The organism is Herbinix luporum, assembly GCF_900070325.1.
Lineage (GTDB): Bacteria > Bacillota > Clostridia > Lachnospirales > Lachnospiraceae > Mobilitalea > Mobilitalea luporum.
In genome coordinates this window covers 486,152-503,856 of sequence record NZ_LN879430.1, presented here as the reverse complement: position 1 = coordinate 503,856, position 17,705 = coordinate 486,152, and the positions used below count along the sequence as shown (strand labels likewise).

Annotated in this window: 17 protein-coding genes; 2 read left to right on the top strand and 15 right to left on the bottom strand. The window is 33.9% G+C overall.

Features of this window, described 5'->3' with window-relative positions; genetic code table 11:
* Positions 1–99 precede the first annotated feature (99 nt).
* The 10 genes from SD1D_RS02400 to SD1D_RS02360 form a co-directional block, all read right to left on the bottom strand.
* Positions 100–762 carry a polysaccharide deacetylase family protein gene (locus SD1D_RS02400; protein ID WP_058257446.1) on the bottom strand — a complete coding sequence of 221 codons (663 nt, stop codon included), beginning with the start codon at positions 760–762 and terminating at the stop codon, positions 100–102.
* A 168-nt stretch (positions 763–930) separates the two neighbouring features.
* Complete coding sequence (locus tag SD1D_RS02395) at positions 931–1,443, bottom strand: CarD family transcriptional regulator (protein ID WP_058257445.1); 513 nt, start codon at positions 1,441–1,443, stop codon at positions 931–933.
* 292 nt (positions 1,444–1,735) lie between these two features.
* Positions 1,736–2,611, bottom strand: a complete 876-nt coding sequence (locus SD1D_RS02390; RefSeq protein WP_058257444.1) for an ABC transporter permease — start codon at positions 2,609–2,611, stop codon at positions 1,736–1,738.
* A gap of 60 nt (positions 2,612–2,671) precedes the next feature.
* A complete protein-coding gene (locus tag SD1D_RS02385; RefSeq protein WP_058257443.1) occupies positions 2,672–3,616 on the bottom strand; it encodes an ABC transporter permease in 945 nt (314 codons plus the stop codon).
* Entirely contained in the window at positions 3,616–4,623 is a 1,008-nt protein-coding gene (locus tag SD1D_RS02380) for an ABC transporter ATP-binding protein (protein ID WP_242955244.1), read from the bottom strand. Before SD1D_RS02380 ends, SD1D_RS02385 begins: the two co-directional genes overlap by 1 nt.
* Entirely contained in the window at positions 4,620–4,787 is a 168-nt protein-coding gene (locus SD1D_RS12795) for a hypothetical protein (protein ID WP_408606745.1), read from the bottom strand. The genes SD1D_RS02380 and SD1D_RS12795 overlap by 4 nt, the downstream gene beginning before the upstream one ends.
* A gap of 24 nt (positions 4,788–4,811) precedes the next feature.
* Entirely contained in the window at positions 4,812–6,146 is a 1,335-nt protein-coding gene (locus SD1D_RS02375) for an MATE family efflux transporter (RefSeq protein ID WP_058257441.1), read from the bottom strand.
* A gap of 234 nt (positions 6,147–6,380) precedes the next feature.
* Positions 6,381–6,677 carry a sodium ion-translocating decarboxylase subunit beta gene (locus SD1D_RS02370; protein WP_058257440.1) on the bottom strand — a complete coding sequence of 99 codons (297 nt, stop codon included), beginning with the start codon at positions 6,675–6,677 and terminating at the stop codon, positions 6,381–6,383.
* Between the two features lie 21 nt (positions 6,678–6,698).
* Complete coding sequence (locus tag SD1D_RS02365; protein ID WP_058257439.1) at positions 6,699–6,989, bottom strand: hypothetical protein; 291 nt, start codon at positions 6,987–6,989, stop codon at positions 6,699–6,701.
* A 127-nt stretch (positions 6,990–7,116) separates the two neighbouring features.
* Positions 7,117–8,304: a galactokinase gene (locus SD1D_RS02360; protein WP_058257438.1), complete on the bottom strand. Its 1,188-nt coding sequence runs from the start codon at positions 8,302–8,304 to the stop codon at positions 7,117–7,119.
* 715 nt (positions 8,305–9,019) lie between these two features.
* On the opposite strand from SD1D_RS02360, the gene SD1D_RS02355 reads away from it, so the two are divergent.
* Positions 9,020–10,903, top strand: coding sequence for a hypothetical protein (locus tag SD1D_RS02355; RefSeq protein ID WP_058257437.1), 1,884 nt, complete (start codon positions 9,020–9,022; stop codon positions 10,901–10,903).
* A gap of 18 nt (positions 10,904–10,921) precedes the next feature.
* On the top strand, positions 10,922–11,548 hold the full coding sequence (locus tag SD1D_RS02350; RefSeq protein WP_058257436.1) for an ABC transporter ATP-binding protein: 627 nt from the start codon (positions 10,922–10,924) through the stop codon (positions 11,546–11,548).
* A 177-nt stretch (positions 11,549–11,725) separates the two neighbouring features.
* Here the strand turns inward: SD1D_RS02350 and ppdK are convergent, their stop codons facing one another.
* The 5 genes from ppdK to SD1D_RS02325 form a co-directional block, all read right to left on the bottom strand.
* On the bottom strand, positions 11,726–14,347 hold the full coding sequence (gene ppdK, locus SD1D_RS02345; RefSeq protein ID WP_058257435.1) for a pyruvate, phosphate dikinase: 2,622 nt from the start codon (positions 14,345–14,347) through the stop codon (positions 11,726–11,728).
* A 178-nt stretch (positions 14,348–14,525) separates the two neighbouring features.
* Positions 14,526–15,914 carry a glycine--tRNA ligase gene (locus SD1D_RS02340; RefSeq protein WP_058257434.1) on the bottom strand — a complete coding sequence of 463 codons (1,389 nt, stop codon included), beginning with the start codon at positions 15,912–15,914 and terminating at the stop codon, positions 14,526–14,528.
* Positions 15,915–15,981: 67 nt separating this feature from the next.
* Positions 15,982–16,581 carry a hypothetical protein gene (locus tag SD1D_RS02335; protein WP_058257433.1) on the bottom strand — a complete coding sequence of 200 codons (600 nt, stop codon included), beginning with the start codon at positions 16,579–16,581 and terminating at the stop codon, positions 15,982–15,984.
* 93 nt (positions 16,582–16,674) lie between these two features.
* Positions 16,675–17,388, bottom strand: a complete 714-nt coding sequence (gene recO, locus SD1D_RS02330) for a DNA repair protein RecO (protein WP_058257432.1) — start codon at positions 17,386–17,388, stop codon at positions 16,675–16,677.
* Positions 17,360–17,554 carry a hypothetical protein gene (locus tag SD1D_RS02325; RefSeq protein WP_058257431.1) on the bottom strand — a complete coding sequence of 65 codons (195 nt, stop codon included), beginning with the start codon at positions 17,552–17,554 and terminating at the stop codon, positions 17,360–17,362. The genes recO and SD1D_RS02325 overlap by 29 nt, the downstream gene beginning before the upstream one ends.
* Positions 17,555–17,705 lie beyond the last annotated feature (151 nt).

Below are 17,705 nucleotides of genomic sequence, written 5' to 3'. Positions count from 1 at the left end.
TATAAGCTATGTCAACCAGAAAAATATAAATTAAAACCCAAAAACACGGTCAGGCTAATCCTTAAACCGTGTTTTTGGGTTAGGAAAGTTTATAAAAAACTATTGATTAGTATTAGTCCATAATTTATTCTTTACATTGGGATCCACACCCTTTAACTCAAATAATTTACTTACCGTTACAAGGGCATATCCATCATCTAAAAGACCTTCAATAATATCATCCAATGCATCAACTGTATTTTGATTACCGCTAAAGTCATGAAGAAGTATAATATCTCCATCCTTTACCTCAGTAAGAATTTTTTCTGCTCTTTCTTTGGCACTTACCCCAGCTTCCCAATCCAAACCATTTATACCATTGACAAAGGGTAAATCAATAGCTTCATACATAGTCTCACTGACGGCTATATATGGGGGTCTAAAAAACTTTGGTGCTACATTTACCATCTGCTTTATTATATTATCGGCTTTTTGAATTTCCTCTTTAATTTCATCAACTGTCATCTTATCCATATAGCTATGGCTCCAGGAGTGATTAGCAATCTCACATCCCAGCTCTAATTGTCTTTCCAGTACCGGCTTTGTATCTTCGCTGACATCTTTACCTATCACAAAGAAAGTAGCTACAACTCCATACTCTTCTAGCTTATCTAAAACCAAAGGTGTTATATCTAGATTAGGACCATCATCAAAGGTCAGTGCTACTAGCTTTTTACCGGTATAATCAATCATATCTGACGATGGCTTTTTATTATTATTCATAAGTCGTTATTCTCCTTTAGCTTATAAGATACAAAAATACCTCTCTTATCATTTGTCATTAAAAAACTCTTACTTAATATTAACAAATTTTGTACCATAGAACAAATAAAATATATTTATAAAGAATATAAGTCAAAGGTTATACCCCTTAAGGATATAACCTTTGATTTATACCAGATTAACTTCTTCTAAACGTTCAGAAATCAAGTCTTCAACTTCTTCTCTGTTCATATCCATAGCAATGGATAGTTCACCAAACAAGCAATCCTTGGCAATATTCAAATATTTTTCATCAGTAAATGTAAGTTTTTTTCCTTGAGATAAACGTTCCTGTTTCCTTACATACAGGGTCTTAATTATTTTAATCCAATCCTTGCAATCGTGGTGTCTTAAAGCTTCCTTATAGGCCTCTTCTCTTTGTTTATCATTTTCTACCCCAATTAATGAGATATCAGGAATTTGCTCAATCAATTCCAAGGCTTCTTCATTGCTTATTACTCTTCTCATTACTACCTTGTCATTATCTACAGGGGTATATAAAGTACTTGATTTGGAAAACACCGGTTGAAGTGTGTAGCATTTCTTACTTTGGTCAACACCGGGTATATTAAGGCCACCTATATCCTCCACCCTACATACACCATGGTTACCGTAAATAATATAATCGCCTATTTCAAACATCTTTTCCCTCCTAACATATGCAGGTTTATCTTCTCCTATATATATATTAACAGAAGTTTGAACATTTTGTCAGTTGTTTTTCTTATTTTCGTTAATTTTGTAGGAATACCTAAAGATAGTTCTTATATTCTTCGTATATTTCCACAAGATATTTTGTAATTTAATGGCAATGAACCAAGCTAAATTAATAAAGGGTTACCTAACAGCGGTTTTAATCCCACTTTGTAAGGCAACCCCTTTATATATTATTCTATCCATTATCTGAAAATTTAACCTTAAAATTACATTATCTTTATTCCTTAGCCGAAGGGTCAATGGCATCCCGCAAGGCATCACCAATAAAATTAATACTTACCACCAATAATATTATCACAACACCTGCCGGCACCCATAGCCAAAACTTACTGGTAAGTATAGTTATGGACTCGGCTCCGTTCAAAATATTTCCCAAACTTGCCGTAGGAGACTGTACACCCATTCCCAGAAAACTTAAAGCAGCCTCATCTAATATGGAATAGGCAAATACGGATGTGGCATATACCAAGATAGGGCCTACCGTATTAGGCAAAATCTCAGAAAACAGAATATAACCATTTGGCATTCCGGCTACAATATTTCCTTTAACAAAAGTAGTTTCCCTCAGTGACAGTACATTGCCCCGAACTAATCTGGCTGCACCGGGCCAATCTACAAATCCCAAAATAAGAATAATATTCCACAAACCCGGCTCAAATATGGCCGCTGCCACCAATACCAAAAGCATATAAGGAAATGACATAATAATATCAGTTATACGCATTATAAGAATATCAACCCAGCCACCAAAATATCCGGCAACAAGCCCCAGGATAACACCGATTAATGTAGATATAACCGTTACAGAAAAGCCCACAAACAAAGATATTCTGCTTGCATATAAAAGCCTGCTAAACATATCCCTGCCGATTTGATCCGTACCAAGCCAATGTTTCGGAGAGGGAGGCATGGAAAATGATGTACTTACCTGATTTGGATCATATGGGGCAATTAAGGGGGCAAGTAGGGCAAGTATTGTCATAAATCCAAGAAAATAAAGGCTTGCCACTGCCAGCTTATGTTTCCTAAAACGTTTCACAATCATCTTTAGGCTGCCATGTTTATTCTCTGATATATCAGATTTCTGCTTCATAGTAAACTCCATTTCTGTGTTGCAATTTTTCCTTTGTTGACCATTTAATTTATATCTTTTTTAATATTTAATAGTAGGGTCTACTAATGCATATATTATATCTGTAATAAGATTAGCTGCAAGTACCACCACAGCAGTTAAAAGAGCCACTCCCATAATAACAGGGTAGTCCCTGTTTAAGATTGCATTCATAGTAATAAGACCAAGACCCGGCCAACTAAAAATCTGTTCAATAATAACAGCTCCACCAAAAAGCGTAGGTATCTGCATACCAATCACAGTTACAATAGGTATTAAGGCATTTCTTAGGGCATGCTTATTGATAACTAGAAACCGTCCGATTCCTTTAGATTTTGCAGTACGAACATATTCCTTCTGTAAGATTTCCAAAACAGCACTTCTGACATAACGGATATTTGAACCGGTAATAGATATGGCTAAAACTAAAACAGGCATAACCATATGCCTTAATATATCAAGAATTCCTCCGTCTCCTCCTGCAGTTTTCATACCACTAGAAGGAAGCCAACCCATTTTTACTGTGAATAAGTAAATAAATATTAAAGAAAGAAAAAAACTTGGCACACTGGTACCAAAAAAGGACATAGTCACTAAAGCATAATCTCTTTTCTTATATCTATGAACCGCACTATAAATCCCAAGAGGGATGGCAATTGCCAAGCCCAGTAATAAGGAAGTTCCCATTAGTAAAAGGGTTGGACCCAAATGATCACCTATTAACTTACTGACCGGTTGATAGCTTTTTATGGAATAACCTAAGTTCCCCTGTAATACATTTTTAAGCCAAACAAAATATTGAACATATATGGGTTTATCAAGCCCCAGCTGGATAGCTTTTGCCTCCAATGCAGCCTCCGTAGTCTTAGGCCCTAACATCATTTCTAAGGGACTTCCAGCCAGGTTCATAATTGCAAAATCAAGAATTGTAATGCCAATAAGAACAGGTATGGCAATCAAAATTCTTTTAAGTATATATCTAAACATTATCGTTCCCCTCCTGCCTGCATTACCGGACATGCCGCCTTATGGTTACTTCCGAATCTTATAGCCAGTAAATCCGGATCATTAACTTTACAGGATTCTATGGCATAGGGACATCTGGTGTGGAATCTACAGCCTTTAGGGGGTTGTATGGCTGAAGGAATTTCTCCTTTTAAAACAATCCTCTCTCTTTTTCTAAGACTAGGATCAGGCAAGGGTGAGGCATCAAATAAGGCCTTTGTATAAGGATGTACGGGATTATCAAATAATTCCTTTGTTTCAGCTATTTCAACGATTTTACCCAAATACATTATAGCAATACGATTGCTTACATAACGAACAGCTCCAAGGCCATGGGCGATAAATACATAAGTTAATTTCAACTCTTCCTGCAGCTGTTTTAAAAGATTTAATATTTGTGCCTGAACCGATACATCCAAGGCACTGACCGGTTCGTCACATACTATAAGTCTTGGTTTTACAGACAGAGCCTTGGCAATTCCTATTCTTTGTCTTTGTCCCCCGGAAAACTCATGGGGATATCTATATTTCATATTCTTTGATAAACCTACCAGTTCTAAAAGCTTATTAATTTCCTCATCTAACCTATCCCTTGTCACAATCCCATGATAAAGCATAGGGGCTGCCAATATATCATAAACCTGCTTCCTTGGATTTAAGGAAGATGTAGTATCTTGAAAGACCATCTGCAGACCTGTTCTGATTTTACGAAGATTGGAGGATGCCATATCAGATATAACCTGTCCCTGATAAATAATACGCCCTGAAGTGGGTCTCTCCAGGGCTACAATCTGGCGTCCAATAGTGGACTTGCCACATCCGGATTCACCTACAATTCCAAGGGTTTCTCCCTCATATATTTCCAAATCAACTCCGTCTACCGCATGGATTACAGGTCTGTTTTTTCCTATTACCGAACCTCTTTGCGGATAATATTTCTTTAAACCTTCCACAATAAGCAGAGGCTTTCTTTTATAAATTTCACTCAAGTAAGAAGTTCCCCCTTTCCGGCTCGGTGGCATCTAACTAAATGTCCCGGTTTAATCTCAGAATAAACCTGTATATCTTTGCAAGCGGGGACACCATAGGGGCACCGTCCATAAAATCTGCAACCTTCTATATCTTGATATCTTTCAGGTACAGTTCCCGATATAGAAGATATTTGTCAAATATTAAATCAAGCAGCCTCCATTCTTTTTAATCTAACAATTTCCGCCATAATATATATGACAGCAATCAAACCGGCGATGCCGTCAGAAATGGCATTGCTGATATATATTCCTTTTACTCCTATTTTGGGAGCTAGGATTATAATTGAAGGAATAATGATGATGCCATATCTAAAAAAGGCCAAAAAACTACTAAGCTTAGATTTACCCACCACTTGAAAATATTGTGAGCTTACAGCCTGTGGCCCCATAATAGGCAACATAAATAAATAATACCTAATACCTGATGCAGTTTGTCTAATCAGCATTTGATCATCAGTAAATATAGTTACCAATAATTGAGGAAATAGTACAACTAATAAGAATAGGAATAATGATAATAAAAAGGAGAAAAACAATGCCAATTTTAAGGATTTTAAAACTCTTCCATAAAGCTTTGCTCCCCAATTATAACCGCATATTGCATTATTACCTTGAACTAAGCCTACTACAACCATATGATAAAAGCTAAATATACTTGACATAATGGTTAGGGCAGCCACATCAAGATCTGTACCGTATTTTAGCAAACTGTTATTTAGAAACAAATTAACTGCTGCAGCTAATATCTGCACATAGAAGGAAGGCAGGCCCATCCTAAGGCTTTCTTTTAATAAAATCCATTCGTCCTTTACCCTTCTAAATTTTAGGTTTATGGCAAAATCTTCTCTTTTTATAAAAGCATATATAACATAGACAGTTAAAGTTGTCTGTGAAATTACTGTGGCTATGGCTGCCCCTGCAATTCCCATCTTAAATAGAAAAATAAAAATCGGATCCAATATAATATTCATAACAGAAGTTACAATAATTATTTTCATTGAAACTTTTGATTTTCCGATTGACCTTAGGGAATTGTTTAGGCAATATCCCGGAATTCCAATTACAGAGCCTAAAATAATAATAACTATATAATCTTTGGCATATGGCATGACATCTTCGGAAATTGAAAACAAAGATAAAATAGGATTCAAAAATACCATAAACAAGATGGCAAAGACAAGTAAAAAGATCACAATATACTTTAAAGCAATGAAAAGTATATCTTCTGCTTCATCTTTCTTGCCCTCTCCCAGCTTTATAGAAATTAAAGCTGATGTGCCTATGCCAATTAATAAAATAAAGGCCATCTGTATAATCTGTACCGGCATAGTTATACCAACGGCTGTCAGTGCATTAGAATTGATTTTAGCCACAAAAATTCTATCTACAATATTAAAGATAGCACTGCTAAGCATGCCAAGAATAGCCGGTATACTTAGCTGCCATAATAGTTTTGATATCTTCTTTGTCCCTAGTTCCAATGGTCTTACCTCTCTTATAATTATATATATCCCATACAGACAACAATCATTCTACTATGAAACCATTGTAAACTCAATTGTATTTATCTGTTTATGTTCTTTTATGCTCCAATAAATCATGGCAGATTTTATTAGTAAAGTAAATGTATTTTTTACTCTTTTTAAATTTTTTACTCCATAATTATATCAATTATTATAAAAAGCAGCCCATAAGGACTGCTTATATAACTACTTCTATTTTTGTATTCTTTTTTTCTTGGTAAAAAGCAAATAGATAATACCTGCAGCTGATACTAATCCGCATATTATGGTAAGCACATTCCCGGACTTAGTTCCACTTATAAAGATAGATGTAGGTCCATCGGCACCACCTATAATTCCTATTGAAGCAGGATTCTCAGTTTTTATTTGGTATTTATATTCTATAAACTTAGGAAAAAGGTATTCAAATATAATACCAATAACTGTTATAAGTAATGTTATTATAGTAAGTATTAAAATAACTAGTCTAGATTTTTCAGTCTTAAACACTATTAATTTCCTCCGATAAAATTAAATTTTCACTTTGTTTTGCTTGTATTTACTCTTTGAAGAAGTCAAATAAATAATCCCTAGTAATGATAAGATAGCACATATAAAGGGAATAAAATTCGAATTTGGTTTTGCACTTATATAGACAGATGTTGGCCCATCTGCACCATCTTTAATCCTGTCGGCATTAATTTCATATTTATATTTTAAATATGATCTTGGTATAAAGTTAAAAACGGCACTGATAAAAGTTACTAAGCTAGTGGTTACGGTAATTAATTTAATTATTTTTCTACATTTTCCTGCTTTCAACTTTTCCCCTCCTAACATAATTTCAAACTGGGATAGGTACTATTAACCCTTACTTAAATCTACAAATACTAAAATCTACAAAATTCTTTTACTGATTTATCCATTATAATCAAAAATCATACAAGGGTCAACCGTAAATTACCATATCCGCAACTAGCACTTCCGGACCATTGCCGGTTTCAACCACATAAAAGGAGGCATCATAGCCGATTTTTTCTTTATATTCCTTACCTACATTTTTAATAAAGTTTTCGATTGCAGCTTCCTTAACAATACTAACCCCACATCCACCAAAGCCTGCTCCGGTCATACGAGCACCGATTACCCCTTCCTGCCTTAAAGCAGCTTCCACTATAGTATCTAACTCTATGCCGGTAACTTCGTAATCCTGCTGCAAGGATAAGTGTGAGTCATTCATAAGTTGTCCAAATAAAGCAATGTCTTTATTTTTAAGTGCCTTTACTGCCTTAATTGTTCTTTGATTTTCATATACAGCATGTTTTGCACGTTTTACATGAATTGGATTTTTTATGGCTGATTTATAATCTTCAAATTCTTCTTCTGTTAAGTCCCCAAGCTCCTTAACCGGTACCACCTTCTGAAGATCGGAAAGTGCCTGCTCACATTCCCTTCTTCTTTGGTTATATTTTGAATCACCAAGACCACGTCTTTTATTGGTATTCATGATTACAATTTTTGCATCAGCTAATATTAGGGGGGCATATTCATAGGAAAGATTAGATGTGTTAAGAAAAATCCCATGGTCCTTCTTTCCCATAGCAATAGCAAACTGATCCATTATACCACAATTTACACCGACAAATTTATTCTCGGCATATTGGCTGTATAATGCCAAATCTGTAAAGCTAATATCCAAATTAAATAATTTCATCAGTATAAATCCCGTAAGCACTTCCAATGAAGCCGAAGAGGAAAGCCCTGAGGCATTGGGGATATTTCCGTATATCAAAATATCCATACCCTTATCTATCTTATAACCCTTCTTTTGTAAAGCCCAGATTACCCCCTTAGGATAATTTGTCCAATCATCTTCCTTTTTATATACTAAATTATCAATAGAGGATTCAATTATTCCCTTCTCTTTAAAGTTCATGGAATAAAAACGAAGAATTTTATCCTTTCTCTTTCTTGCCACCCCGTAGGTTCCTATGGTTAATGCACAGGGAAATACATGTCCCCCATTGTAATCAATATGTTCTCCTATTAAATTTACCCTACCCGGGGCAAAGTAGGCTCTATACTCTCCCTCTGTTCCGAATATTTTCTCAAATATTTCTATTAAATCATTCCTCATGGCTTACTCCTTTTTTACCATTATTACATTTAATCCACAATATTTCTTATCTGATTTATTTATTATAAACAAAACTTATCCCATCTTCAACAAGGTCTACACAGTAAAAAATACCCTACTTGATACCATAAATAAAAACTAATAGATTTATATGGAAAAAAACAAAAAAATACAGTGCCTTTATTTGACAAATATGTTTTTTAGTAGTAATATATTACACATGTTGGAAAATATAAGTCCAGCTTATAGTATATATGCGCGCATTTTATACACATTTCAAAATTTATAGCAATTCTAATTTTTTCAGCTTCAGTATTCGCAGCAACTGAATCTTTAAATGGTGGTGGAGCTACTTGGTATGGTGGAGAAAATACAGATGGAGATTTATTTTCAATACTTCGAGACAATTACGTAGATGGTATAAGGTTTAAAGTAACAGTATGGGTAAAAAATGACAAAAAGGTTAAAAAGGAGAAAACCGGAATAACAAATGGTGTCGGTAAAAAGGGAGAAGTAAAGGTTACAATGGCCTCTACTCATAGTAATCCATTTGTTCCCGAAAGAACTGGATATAAAGACTTCATATGTTTAGCAGCTAATTAAACGAAGCACATATAAAAATATAAGTATTTATATAATTTAATTGCAGACAGTTTCATATATAAACTGTCTGCAATTATACATAACAAAACTATTCTTAAAGAGGTTAATTTAAATGAAAAAAATTTTTAAAGGAATTGGTTTATTAGTATCACTTTTTTCTATATTCTTTTTTCTTTTGGTTGTTGATAAAATGCATTACGATAGCAATTCTCCAATATATGATTTTTCATTAGACAAATATATCTCAAATCAAAAATTGGATAATATTGCAAAAAAAGCAGATGTCACAATTCAGTTAAGGGAATATAAAGAAATTAGTTTTGGTCATGTAGAAATAGATGTTGTTTTGATTAATCCTGATATCAATATGAAGTTAGGGAAAAAAAACAGTGTATTTCCTAATGAAAAGGTAATATACTCGGTTTTAAGTCAAAATGACCAAAGAGAAATTAAATATTTTACAATTCAAGAAGAACAATACGAAAAAATTAACAAAGTAAATTCTTTAATTGAAAAACTTGGTTATACTGTCACAATTGATGTAGATAAGCCAGTACGTTTGGAATTGGGTATGCTTTTTTCATCATTAAATTTGGCATTCTTTTCTTCACTTACAATTTTGTTAATTTTGTGTATATCCACTTATTATGTCTCACGATTAAAAGAAATAGGCATATTAAAATTATGTGGTTGGAATAATAGAAAAATATCATTTAAATTATTAGTGACCATGATGCTACAATTATATAGTTGGAGCTTAATTTTACTTATTCCTTTTGGAATATATGTAATATATTCTGATTTAAGTAAAATAGATGAGTTTGTTAAGATAGTTATTATGGTAGATTTGTTTTTACTTGCTATATTTATATTATCTACAATAGTCGGAACCTTTCTAATTATGCATATAGATAGAGTAAGTGCAATAAAAAACAAAAAGAATAATCGTATATTATTTGGTTCATTGTTAATTTTCAAAATTATGGTAACCTTTTTATTTGTAGCTTCAATAAGCAATACTATTCAAAATATCGCTAACTATAATGCTACCAATGAGTCCGTTAGTAAATTGTTAAATTATAATTTCTATAGTATAAGGACGTCCTCAACACCAGAACAAACTGTATGGGATAAAGTAGAGAAGGTGATTAGTCAAATAAACGATGATGATATTTATAATTATGCTTCACCTGATAATCTACTTAATATTAATAAATTAAAGAAATTTAAAAAAGATAAAAAATTACGAGATGTTGATAATTGCATATATACAGAAATGTCTATTAATATGTTGAATTTCGTAAAAATATGTAATGAACATGGAAAAATCCTTAAACCAGAAGACATAAGTGGAAATTCTAATGTCTATCTAGTCCCCGAACATTTTAAAAATAGCATTTCCGATATTATGAATAATTATGGAGCTGAAGAAATTGATCAAATAATTTATATAAAAGATGGACAAGTAGTAGATGATATCTTAGTTGCTGGATGCTATGTATATGATTCGGTATTTTGTTTATATGAAACACAAAAAATATTATATTTAAATAACGGCGAAGTTCTTTATAATGAAAATGGCGCAAAAATATTACAAAGTGAATTAGAAAAACTTAATATAGACAAAGGAAGTTTTGCAATTGAGCCAATGAGTATGAGCTATAATATTTTTAAAGCCAATAAGCAATTAGATATTTGTGAATCCCTTTTTAAATTTATAATAAACTTTGTTTCATATATTTTGTGCATAATTTCTATATGTATTATCTATTTGGAGTTAAAAAAGAAAGAATTTTCAGTACATAAATTAATAGGAAAACTTCCTATAAAAACCTTAACCAATTTCTTAGTTTTAAATTTTCTTATTACTATTACTGCTGCCTTATATGTAAACATTATATTTTTAGTATTAGTAATTTTAGAATATTTTATTTATCATTATATGATCTCTAGTTACATGAAACATAAAGTAATTTTAGCACTCAAAGGTGAGTAGTATAGGAGTTGATAAGTAATGAGTTTAATAAGACTTAATAATATTAGTAAAAAATATGGAAAACAAGTTGTTTTAAGTAATTTCAATTTAGAAGTTGAAAAGGGTGAATTTATTGGTATTAAAGGTGAAAGTGGAAAAGGAAAATCTACTTTACTAAATATTATTGGTTTATTAGAAGATTGCGAAGGTAATATATTTTTTGAAGAAAAATGTATTAGTAGTAATGACACTAAAAAAGTACAGAAATTATTGAGAAATAGGATCGGATATTTATTTCAAAACTTTGCATTAATAGATGATTTATCAGTATATGATAATTTAAAAATAGTATTAAAAAAATCTTCTAAAAAAGAAAAAATGATTCTTATACAGCAAGCTTTAGAGAAGGTCGGTCTAAAAGATGTAATCAACAAAAAAATTTATCAACTATCAGGTGGCGAACAACAAAGGGTATCAGTTGCAAGATTGATTTTGCAAGAATCAGATATAATTTTAGCTGATGAGCCAACTGGTAGCTTAGATAGAAAGAATGCATTGATTATAATAAAGCTACTGGAGAAATTTCATAGTGAAGGAAAAACAATTATCATGGTAAGCCATGATGAAAACCTTTTTAAAAATTGCTCAAGAATTATAAATTTATAAAGATAAAATAGGGTATCAGATTTACTCCTATCTATTTACAATTATTATCTGTAAACATTTAATTCCATTAAAAACAATAATAGAGTAGGATTCTACAAGAATCCTACTCTATTATTTTAATAAAATGATATCTTAATTATCTCAAAACTATCCTATTTTAAATCAGTTTGCCTTGGTCTACTTTTGATTAAGTACTGCCTGAGCTGCTGCAAGTCTTGCGATAGGTACTCTAAATGGTGAACAAGATACATAATCTAGACCAACCTTATGGCAAAACTCGATCGTAGAAGGATCTCCACCATGCTCACCACAGATACCAAGCTTTAAGTTAGGCTTAGTAGAACGGCCCTTTTCGGCAGCCATCTGCACTAATTGTCCTACACCATTTTGGTCAAGTCTAGCAAATGGATCAGACTCGTAAATCTTGGTCTTGTAGTATTCTTCTAAGAACTTACCTGCATCATCACGGGAGAAACCAAAGGTCATCTGTGTCAGGTCATTAGTTCCGAAGGAGAAGAAGTCAGCTTCCTCTGCAATTTCATCTGCAAGAAGTGCAGCACGAGGAATCTCAATCATGGTTCCTACATGGTACTGGATATCGGAGCCCATTTCCTTCTTAACTGCTTCTGCAGTTTCTACTACAACTTCTTTAACATATTGAAGCTCTCTCTTTTCACCTACTAAAGGTATCATTATTTCAGGTACAATGTCGTAGCCTTTTTCATTCTTAACTTCGATAGCAGCTTCCATAACAGCTCTTGTCTGCATTCTTGCAATTTCAGGATAAGTAACTGCAAGACGACATCCTCTATGACCCATCATAGGGTTGAACTCATGTAAGGATTCGCAAGTTGCCTTAACTTCCTCAACAGACAGACCCATATCTTTAGCTAATGCTGCGATATCAGCCTCTTCTGTAGGAACAAACTCATGTAGAGGAGGATCTAAGAAACGGATAGTAACCGGTCTTCCTTCCATAACCTCATAAAGAGCCTTAAAGTCACCTTTCTGATAAGGGATCAGTTCATTTAAAGCTGCTTCTCTAGCTTCTACAGTCTTACTAAGGATCATCTTTCTGATCTTAGGAATTCTGTCAGCCTCAAAGAACATATGCTCTGTACGGCAAAGTCCAATACCCTCAGCTCCGAACTTAATAGCATTAGCTGCATCTGCAGGGCTATCAGCATTGGTTCTTACTTTTAATGTTCTTATTTCATCAGCCCATTTCATAATTCTTTCGAAATTACCGCTGATTTCAGCTTCTACTGTAGGAATATCTCCAAGATAGATATTACCTGTAGAACCGTCAAGGGAGATATAATCTCCTTCTTTAATTGTATGTCCACCTAAGGTAAAGTATTTACCTTCTTCATTAATAACTATGTCACCACAACCGGATACACAAGCTGTTCCCATACCACGGGCTACAACAGCTGCATGGGATGTCATTCCACCACGAACGGTAAGGATACCCTGTGATGCATGCATACCTTCAATATCTTCCGGTGAAGTCTCAAGACGAACAAGAATAACTCTTTCGCCCTTATCACTATGTTCTTTTGCATCCTGAGCTGTAAAGTATACTCTACCTGCTGCCGCACCGGGAGATGCAGGAAGGGCACTACCTATTACTTTAGCCTCTTTTAAGGCAGCCTCATCAAATCCTGGATGTAATAATTGATCTAAAGATTTAGCATCTATTCTTTGGATAGCTTCTTCTTTTGTAATCTTTCCTTCGTCAACTAAATCACAAGCTATCTGTAATGCAGCATGAGCAGTTCTCTTACCGCTACGGGTCTGTAAGAAGTAGAGTTTTTTATCCTCAATGGTAAACTCCATATCCTGCATATCTTTGTAGTGGTCTTCAAGAAGATGAGCTATTCTCATAAACTCTTGATATACTTCAGGCATATCCTCTTCTAATTGGCTGATAGGATTAGGTGTTCTGATACCGGCAACAACGTCCTCACCCTGTGCATTAATCAGATACTCACCATAAATTTTAGCCTCACCGGTAGAAGGATTACGGGTAAATGCAACACCGGTACCGGATGTTTCACCAAGGTTACCAAATACCATGGCCTGAACGTTAACAGCTGTACCCCAATCACCGGGGATATCATTCATTCTTCTATAGTAGATAGCACGAGGATTATCCCAGGAACGGAATACTGCGGTAACAGCCTCGATTAACTGTTCCTTAGGATCCTGAGGGAATTCAGTTCCTTTTTCTTCTTTATATAATGCTTTAAACTTAGTAACAGCTTCTTTTAAATCTTCAGCGTCCAGTTCACTGTCAAAATGAACGCCCTTCTTTTCTTTAATAGCTTCAAAAATTTCGTCAAATTTTGCTTTAGGTACTTCCATAACAACATCTGAGAACATCTGTATGAATCTTCTGTAAGAGTCATAAGCAAATCTCGGATTATTAGTCTTTTTTGCAAAACCTTCAACAACTACATCATTTAAGCCAAGGTTAAGGATGGTATCCATCATACCGGGCATGGAAGCTCTTGCACCGGAGCGAACTGAAACCAGTAAAGGATTCTCTGAATCACCGAATTTCTTGCCCTGCTCTTCTTCAAGCTTGCCTAGAGCTTCAAAGATCTGATCCTTAATTTCTTCTCTGATTTTTTTACCGTTATTGTAATAATCTGTACAAGCTTCGGTGGTTACAGTAAATCCTTGGGGAATGGGAAGTCCCAAATTGGTCATTTCTGCTAAGTTGGCGCCTTTTCCACCAAGAAGGTTTCTCATGTCGGCTTTGCCTTCTTTAAACAAATAAACCCATTTAGTCATATTGTATAAGCCCTCCTAATAATATTTTTGTATTTTCAATCCGTTTGTCAATAACTTAAATCATTATGACATCGGATCTGCTTGTTACAGGTAAAACTTTAGCAATATTTCACATAGATTTTTATAGTCACCATCAAGCATTATATCACAGTTCTACCAAATAAGGGAAGCACTTTTTCTAAAATCTAAACTTATCCTCAAAATAAGCTTTTAAATCATCTATCTTAATCCTAACCTGTTCCATAGTATCTCTGTCACGGACAGTAACAGAGTTATCTGTTTCCGAATCAAAATCATAAGTAATACAGTAAGGAGTACCTATTTCGTCCTGTCTACGATAGCGTTTTCCTATATTACCTCTGTCATCATATTCGCAATTATAATATTTGCAAAGTTCCATATAAATTTTTTCTGCAGGTTCAGCTAATTTCTTGGATAAAGGAAGAACTCCGATTTTTACCGGTGCAAGAGCAGGATGGAAATGAAGTACTGTTCTTTTATCACCGTCTGCCAGTTCTTCTTCATCATAAGCAGAGCATAAGAAGGCTAAAGTAACACGATCTACACCAACGGAAGGTTCTATTACATAAGGAATATACTTTTTCTTCTTTTCATCATCATAGTAACTCATATCTACATTTGAGTGATTTTGATGTTGAGTTAAGTCATAGTCAGTACGGTCTGCAATACCCCATAGTTCACCCCAACCGAAGGGGAATAAAAATTCTATATCGGTTGTTGCTTTACTATAGAAGGCAAGCTCCTTTGGATCATGATCCCTTACTCTAAGCTCTTCCTCCTTAAGACCTAATTTCTTAAGCCAATCTATGCAGAACTGCTTCCAATAAGCAAACCATTCTAAATCTGTATCCGGCTCACAGAAGAATTGTAACTCCATTTGCTCAAATTCTCTGGTTCGGAATATAAAGTTACCCGGTGTTATTTCATTTCTAAAGGATTTACCAATTTGACCTATACCAAAGGGTATTTTCTTACGGGAAGTTCTTTGTACATTTTTAAAGTTTACAAATATACCCTGAGCCGTCTCAGGCCTTAAGTATACTTCGTTTTTGGAATCCTCCGTAACCCCTTGATGGGTCTTAAACATCAGATTAAACTTACGAATATCTGTGAAATTATGTTTTTTACAGGTAGGACAGGCAATGTTATTATCGTCAATAAATTTTTTCATTTCCTCAAAAGACCAGCCGTCAATAGAACTGTCTAAAGTAATACCCTGGTCTTTGACATAGTCTTCGATAAGTTTATCTGCACGAAAACGTTCATGACATTCTTTACAATCCATCAAAGGATCTGAAAAACCCTTAAGATGACCGGAGGCAACCCAAGTCTGAGTATTCATAAGTATGGCACTATCTATACCTACATTGTAGGGATTTTCTTGGATAAATTTCTGCCACCAAGCCCGCTTTACATTATTCTTAAGTTCTACACCTAAGTTACCATAATCCCAAGTATTAGCTAAACCACCGTATATCTCTGAACCTGGATATACAAAACCCCTTGCTTTTGCTAAAGCTACAATTTTGTCCATTGTTTTTTCCATAAATTCATCCTCACATATCCATTTATTTTTGCTTAATAAAATATGTCATAATAAGGTTATGATTTTACTACGGCCTAAATATTACTACAGTTGCTTCCTCGCCTATACTTTGTACCTTATTATCTTCTATAAGTGTTGCATTGTCACTATAGAATTTGACATCTCCTTCAACTATAATATCATAGGGCTCGTAGACAACCAATACCTTATTTTTACTATTTTTCATGGCAGTTTCCATATCAACTACCTTATCTTTTCCCGCTTTTATATACTGCGACGGAAGTTCTAGATCGACCTCTTTTAAATCAGTACCATAATATGCTGCAGGAACTTTATTAAATTCACTGTAATGTTCCATCTTAGAGTATCTAAGAATCATAATCGCCTTACCGTTTTTTATTTCAAGTTCCTCTATAGATATTTCATCACTTCCAACCTTTTTGTTATAAGCATTAATTTCACCAGTTACAAAATCATTAAGCTCCGATAGATTATAATATTCTTTACTAAAGTCTTCTATAGTTGCAACTAATAAACTACCGTCTCGTTTCATCAAAAGTGTATTGGCACTTACGTCATCAGAAGTCAATAAGAATTCTTTCTTTTTACAGCCTACTAAAACTATAAAACTAAGCAGTATTATAGTACTAAGAAGTGCTTTTTTCATATCATACCTCCATCGCATATTAATTCATATAATTGTAACCTTAAAGGAAAATAATTTCAACTATATTTATAAATCTATAAAGCTAATTACATATTACAAAGAGCCAAGTAATTCAGTGGATTTAAATTCATGATTTAAATAATGTTTCAAATAGCTTCTTGCACAAGCTTTCAGTTCTTTAAGTACTTGTCCGCTTACCCTAAAATTAAAAAGCCTCTCTACATCTCTTGATATTATGTACTGCAAAGTATATACGGAAGAAGTACTTAAAAGAATGGCTTTTTTATCATAAGCTCTACATTCCTTGCACAATAATCCTCCGCTTTCCACAGAGAATCTATATTCCTCTGAGTTTTTTTGACACTTTACACATTCAAACACCTGAGGTGCCAGTCCGCTTAGGGCCATTATTTTAATTTCAAATATCAGTCGGATTAGGGCTAGTTCAATTGTTTTTTTGGCCACAGCCCGAAGGGTTTGATACAAAAGCTTTAGTATCTCTTTTTCATCGTTATTTTCCTTGGTAATATATTCTGAAAACTCACAAAAATACATTCCATAATAAACACTTTCCACATCCGATCTAAGTTCTGAAAAATAACTTGAAATATCTGCAGAACGGATACTATAGGATGTCCTGCCTGCATAAAGTGAAAACTCACCGAAGGAAAAAGGCTGACTACATGCCAATAAGGCGCTATTTGGTCTTCTAGCGCCTTTGGCAAATGCAGATATCTTTCCTAATTCTTTAGTTAAAAGAACCAAACGTTTGTCATAATCACCAACCGGCATGGCTGATAGTACCATCCCCGTCACTAAAATCGACTCCGGCACGAAAACCACCTTCTTCTTTTCTGCTCATAACCTGGTCATACTCCTCCATACTTTCTTCCCTTGTACATGCAATGTAATTTAGATAATCGTCAATTTTCCCGGTTTTGACAAAATTCTTCCAATAATTATATCTTTTCATAAATGAGCCCCCTAACCATGATAATATGTTCAATCATACAAGATGAGCTAAAGATAGAAATAAATTTCATCTTTATATTTTTATGTTACCCATCTAGTCTCTTATCTAAACTGGTTAGAATATCCCATTTGTTTTTTTATATTTATACTTG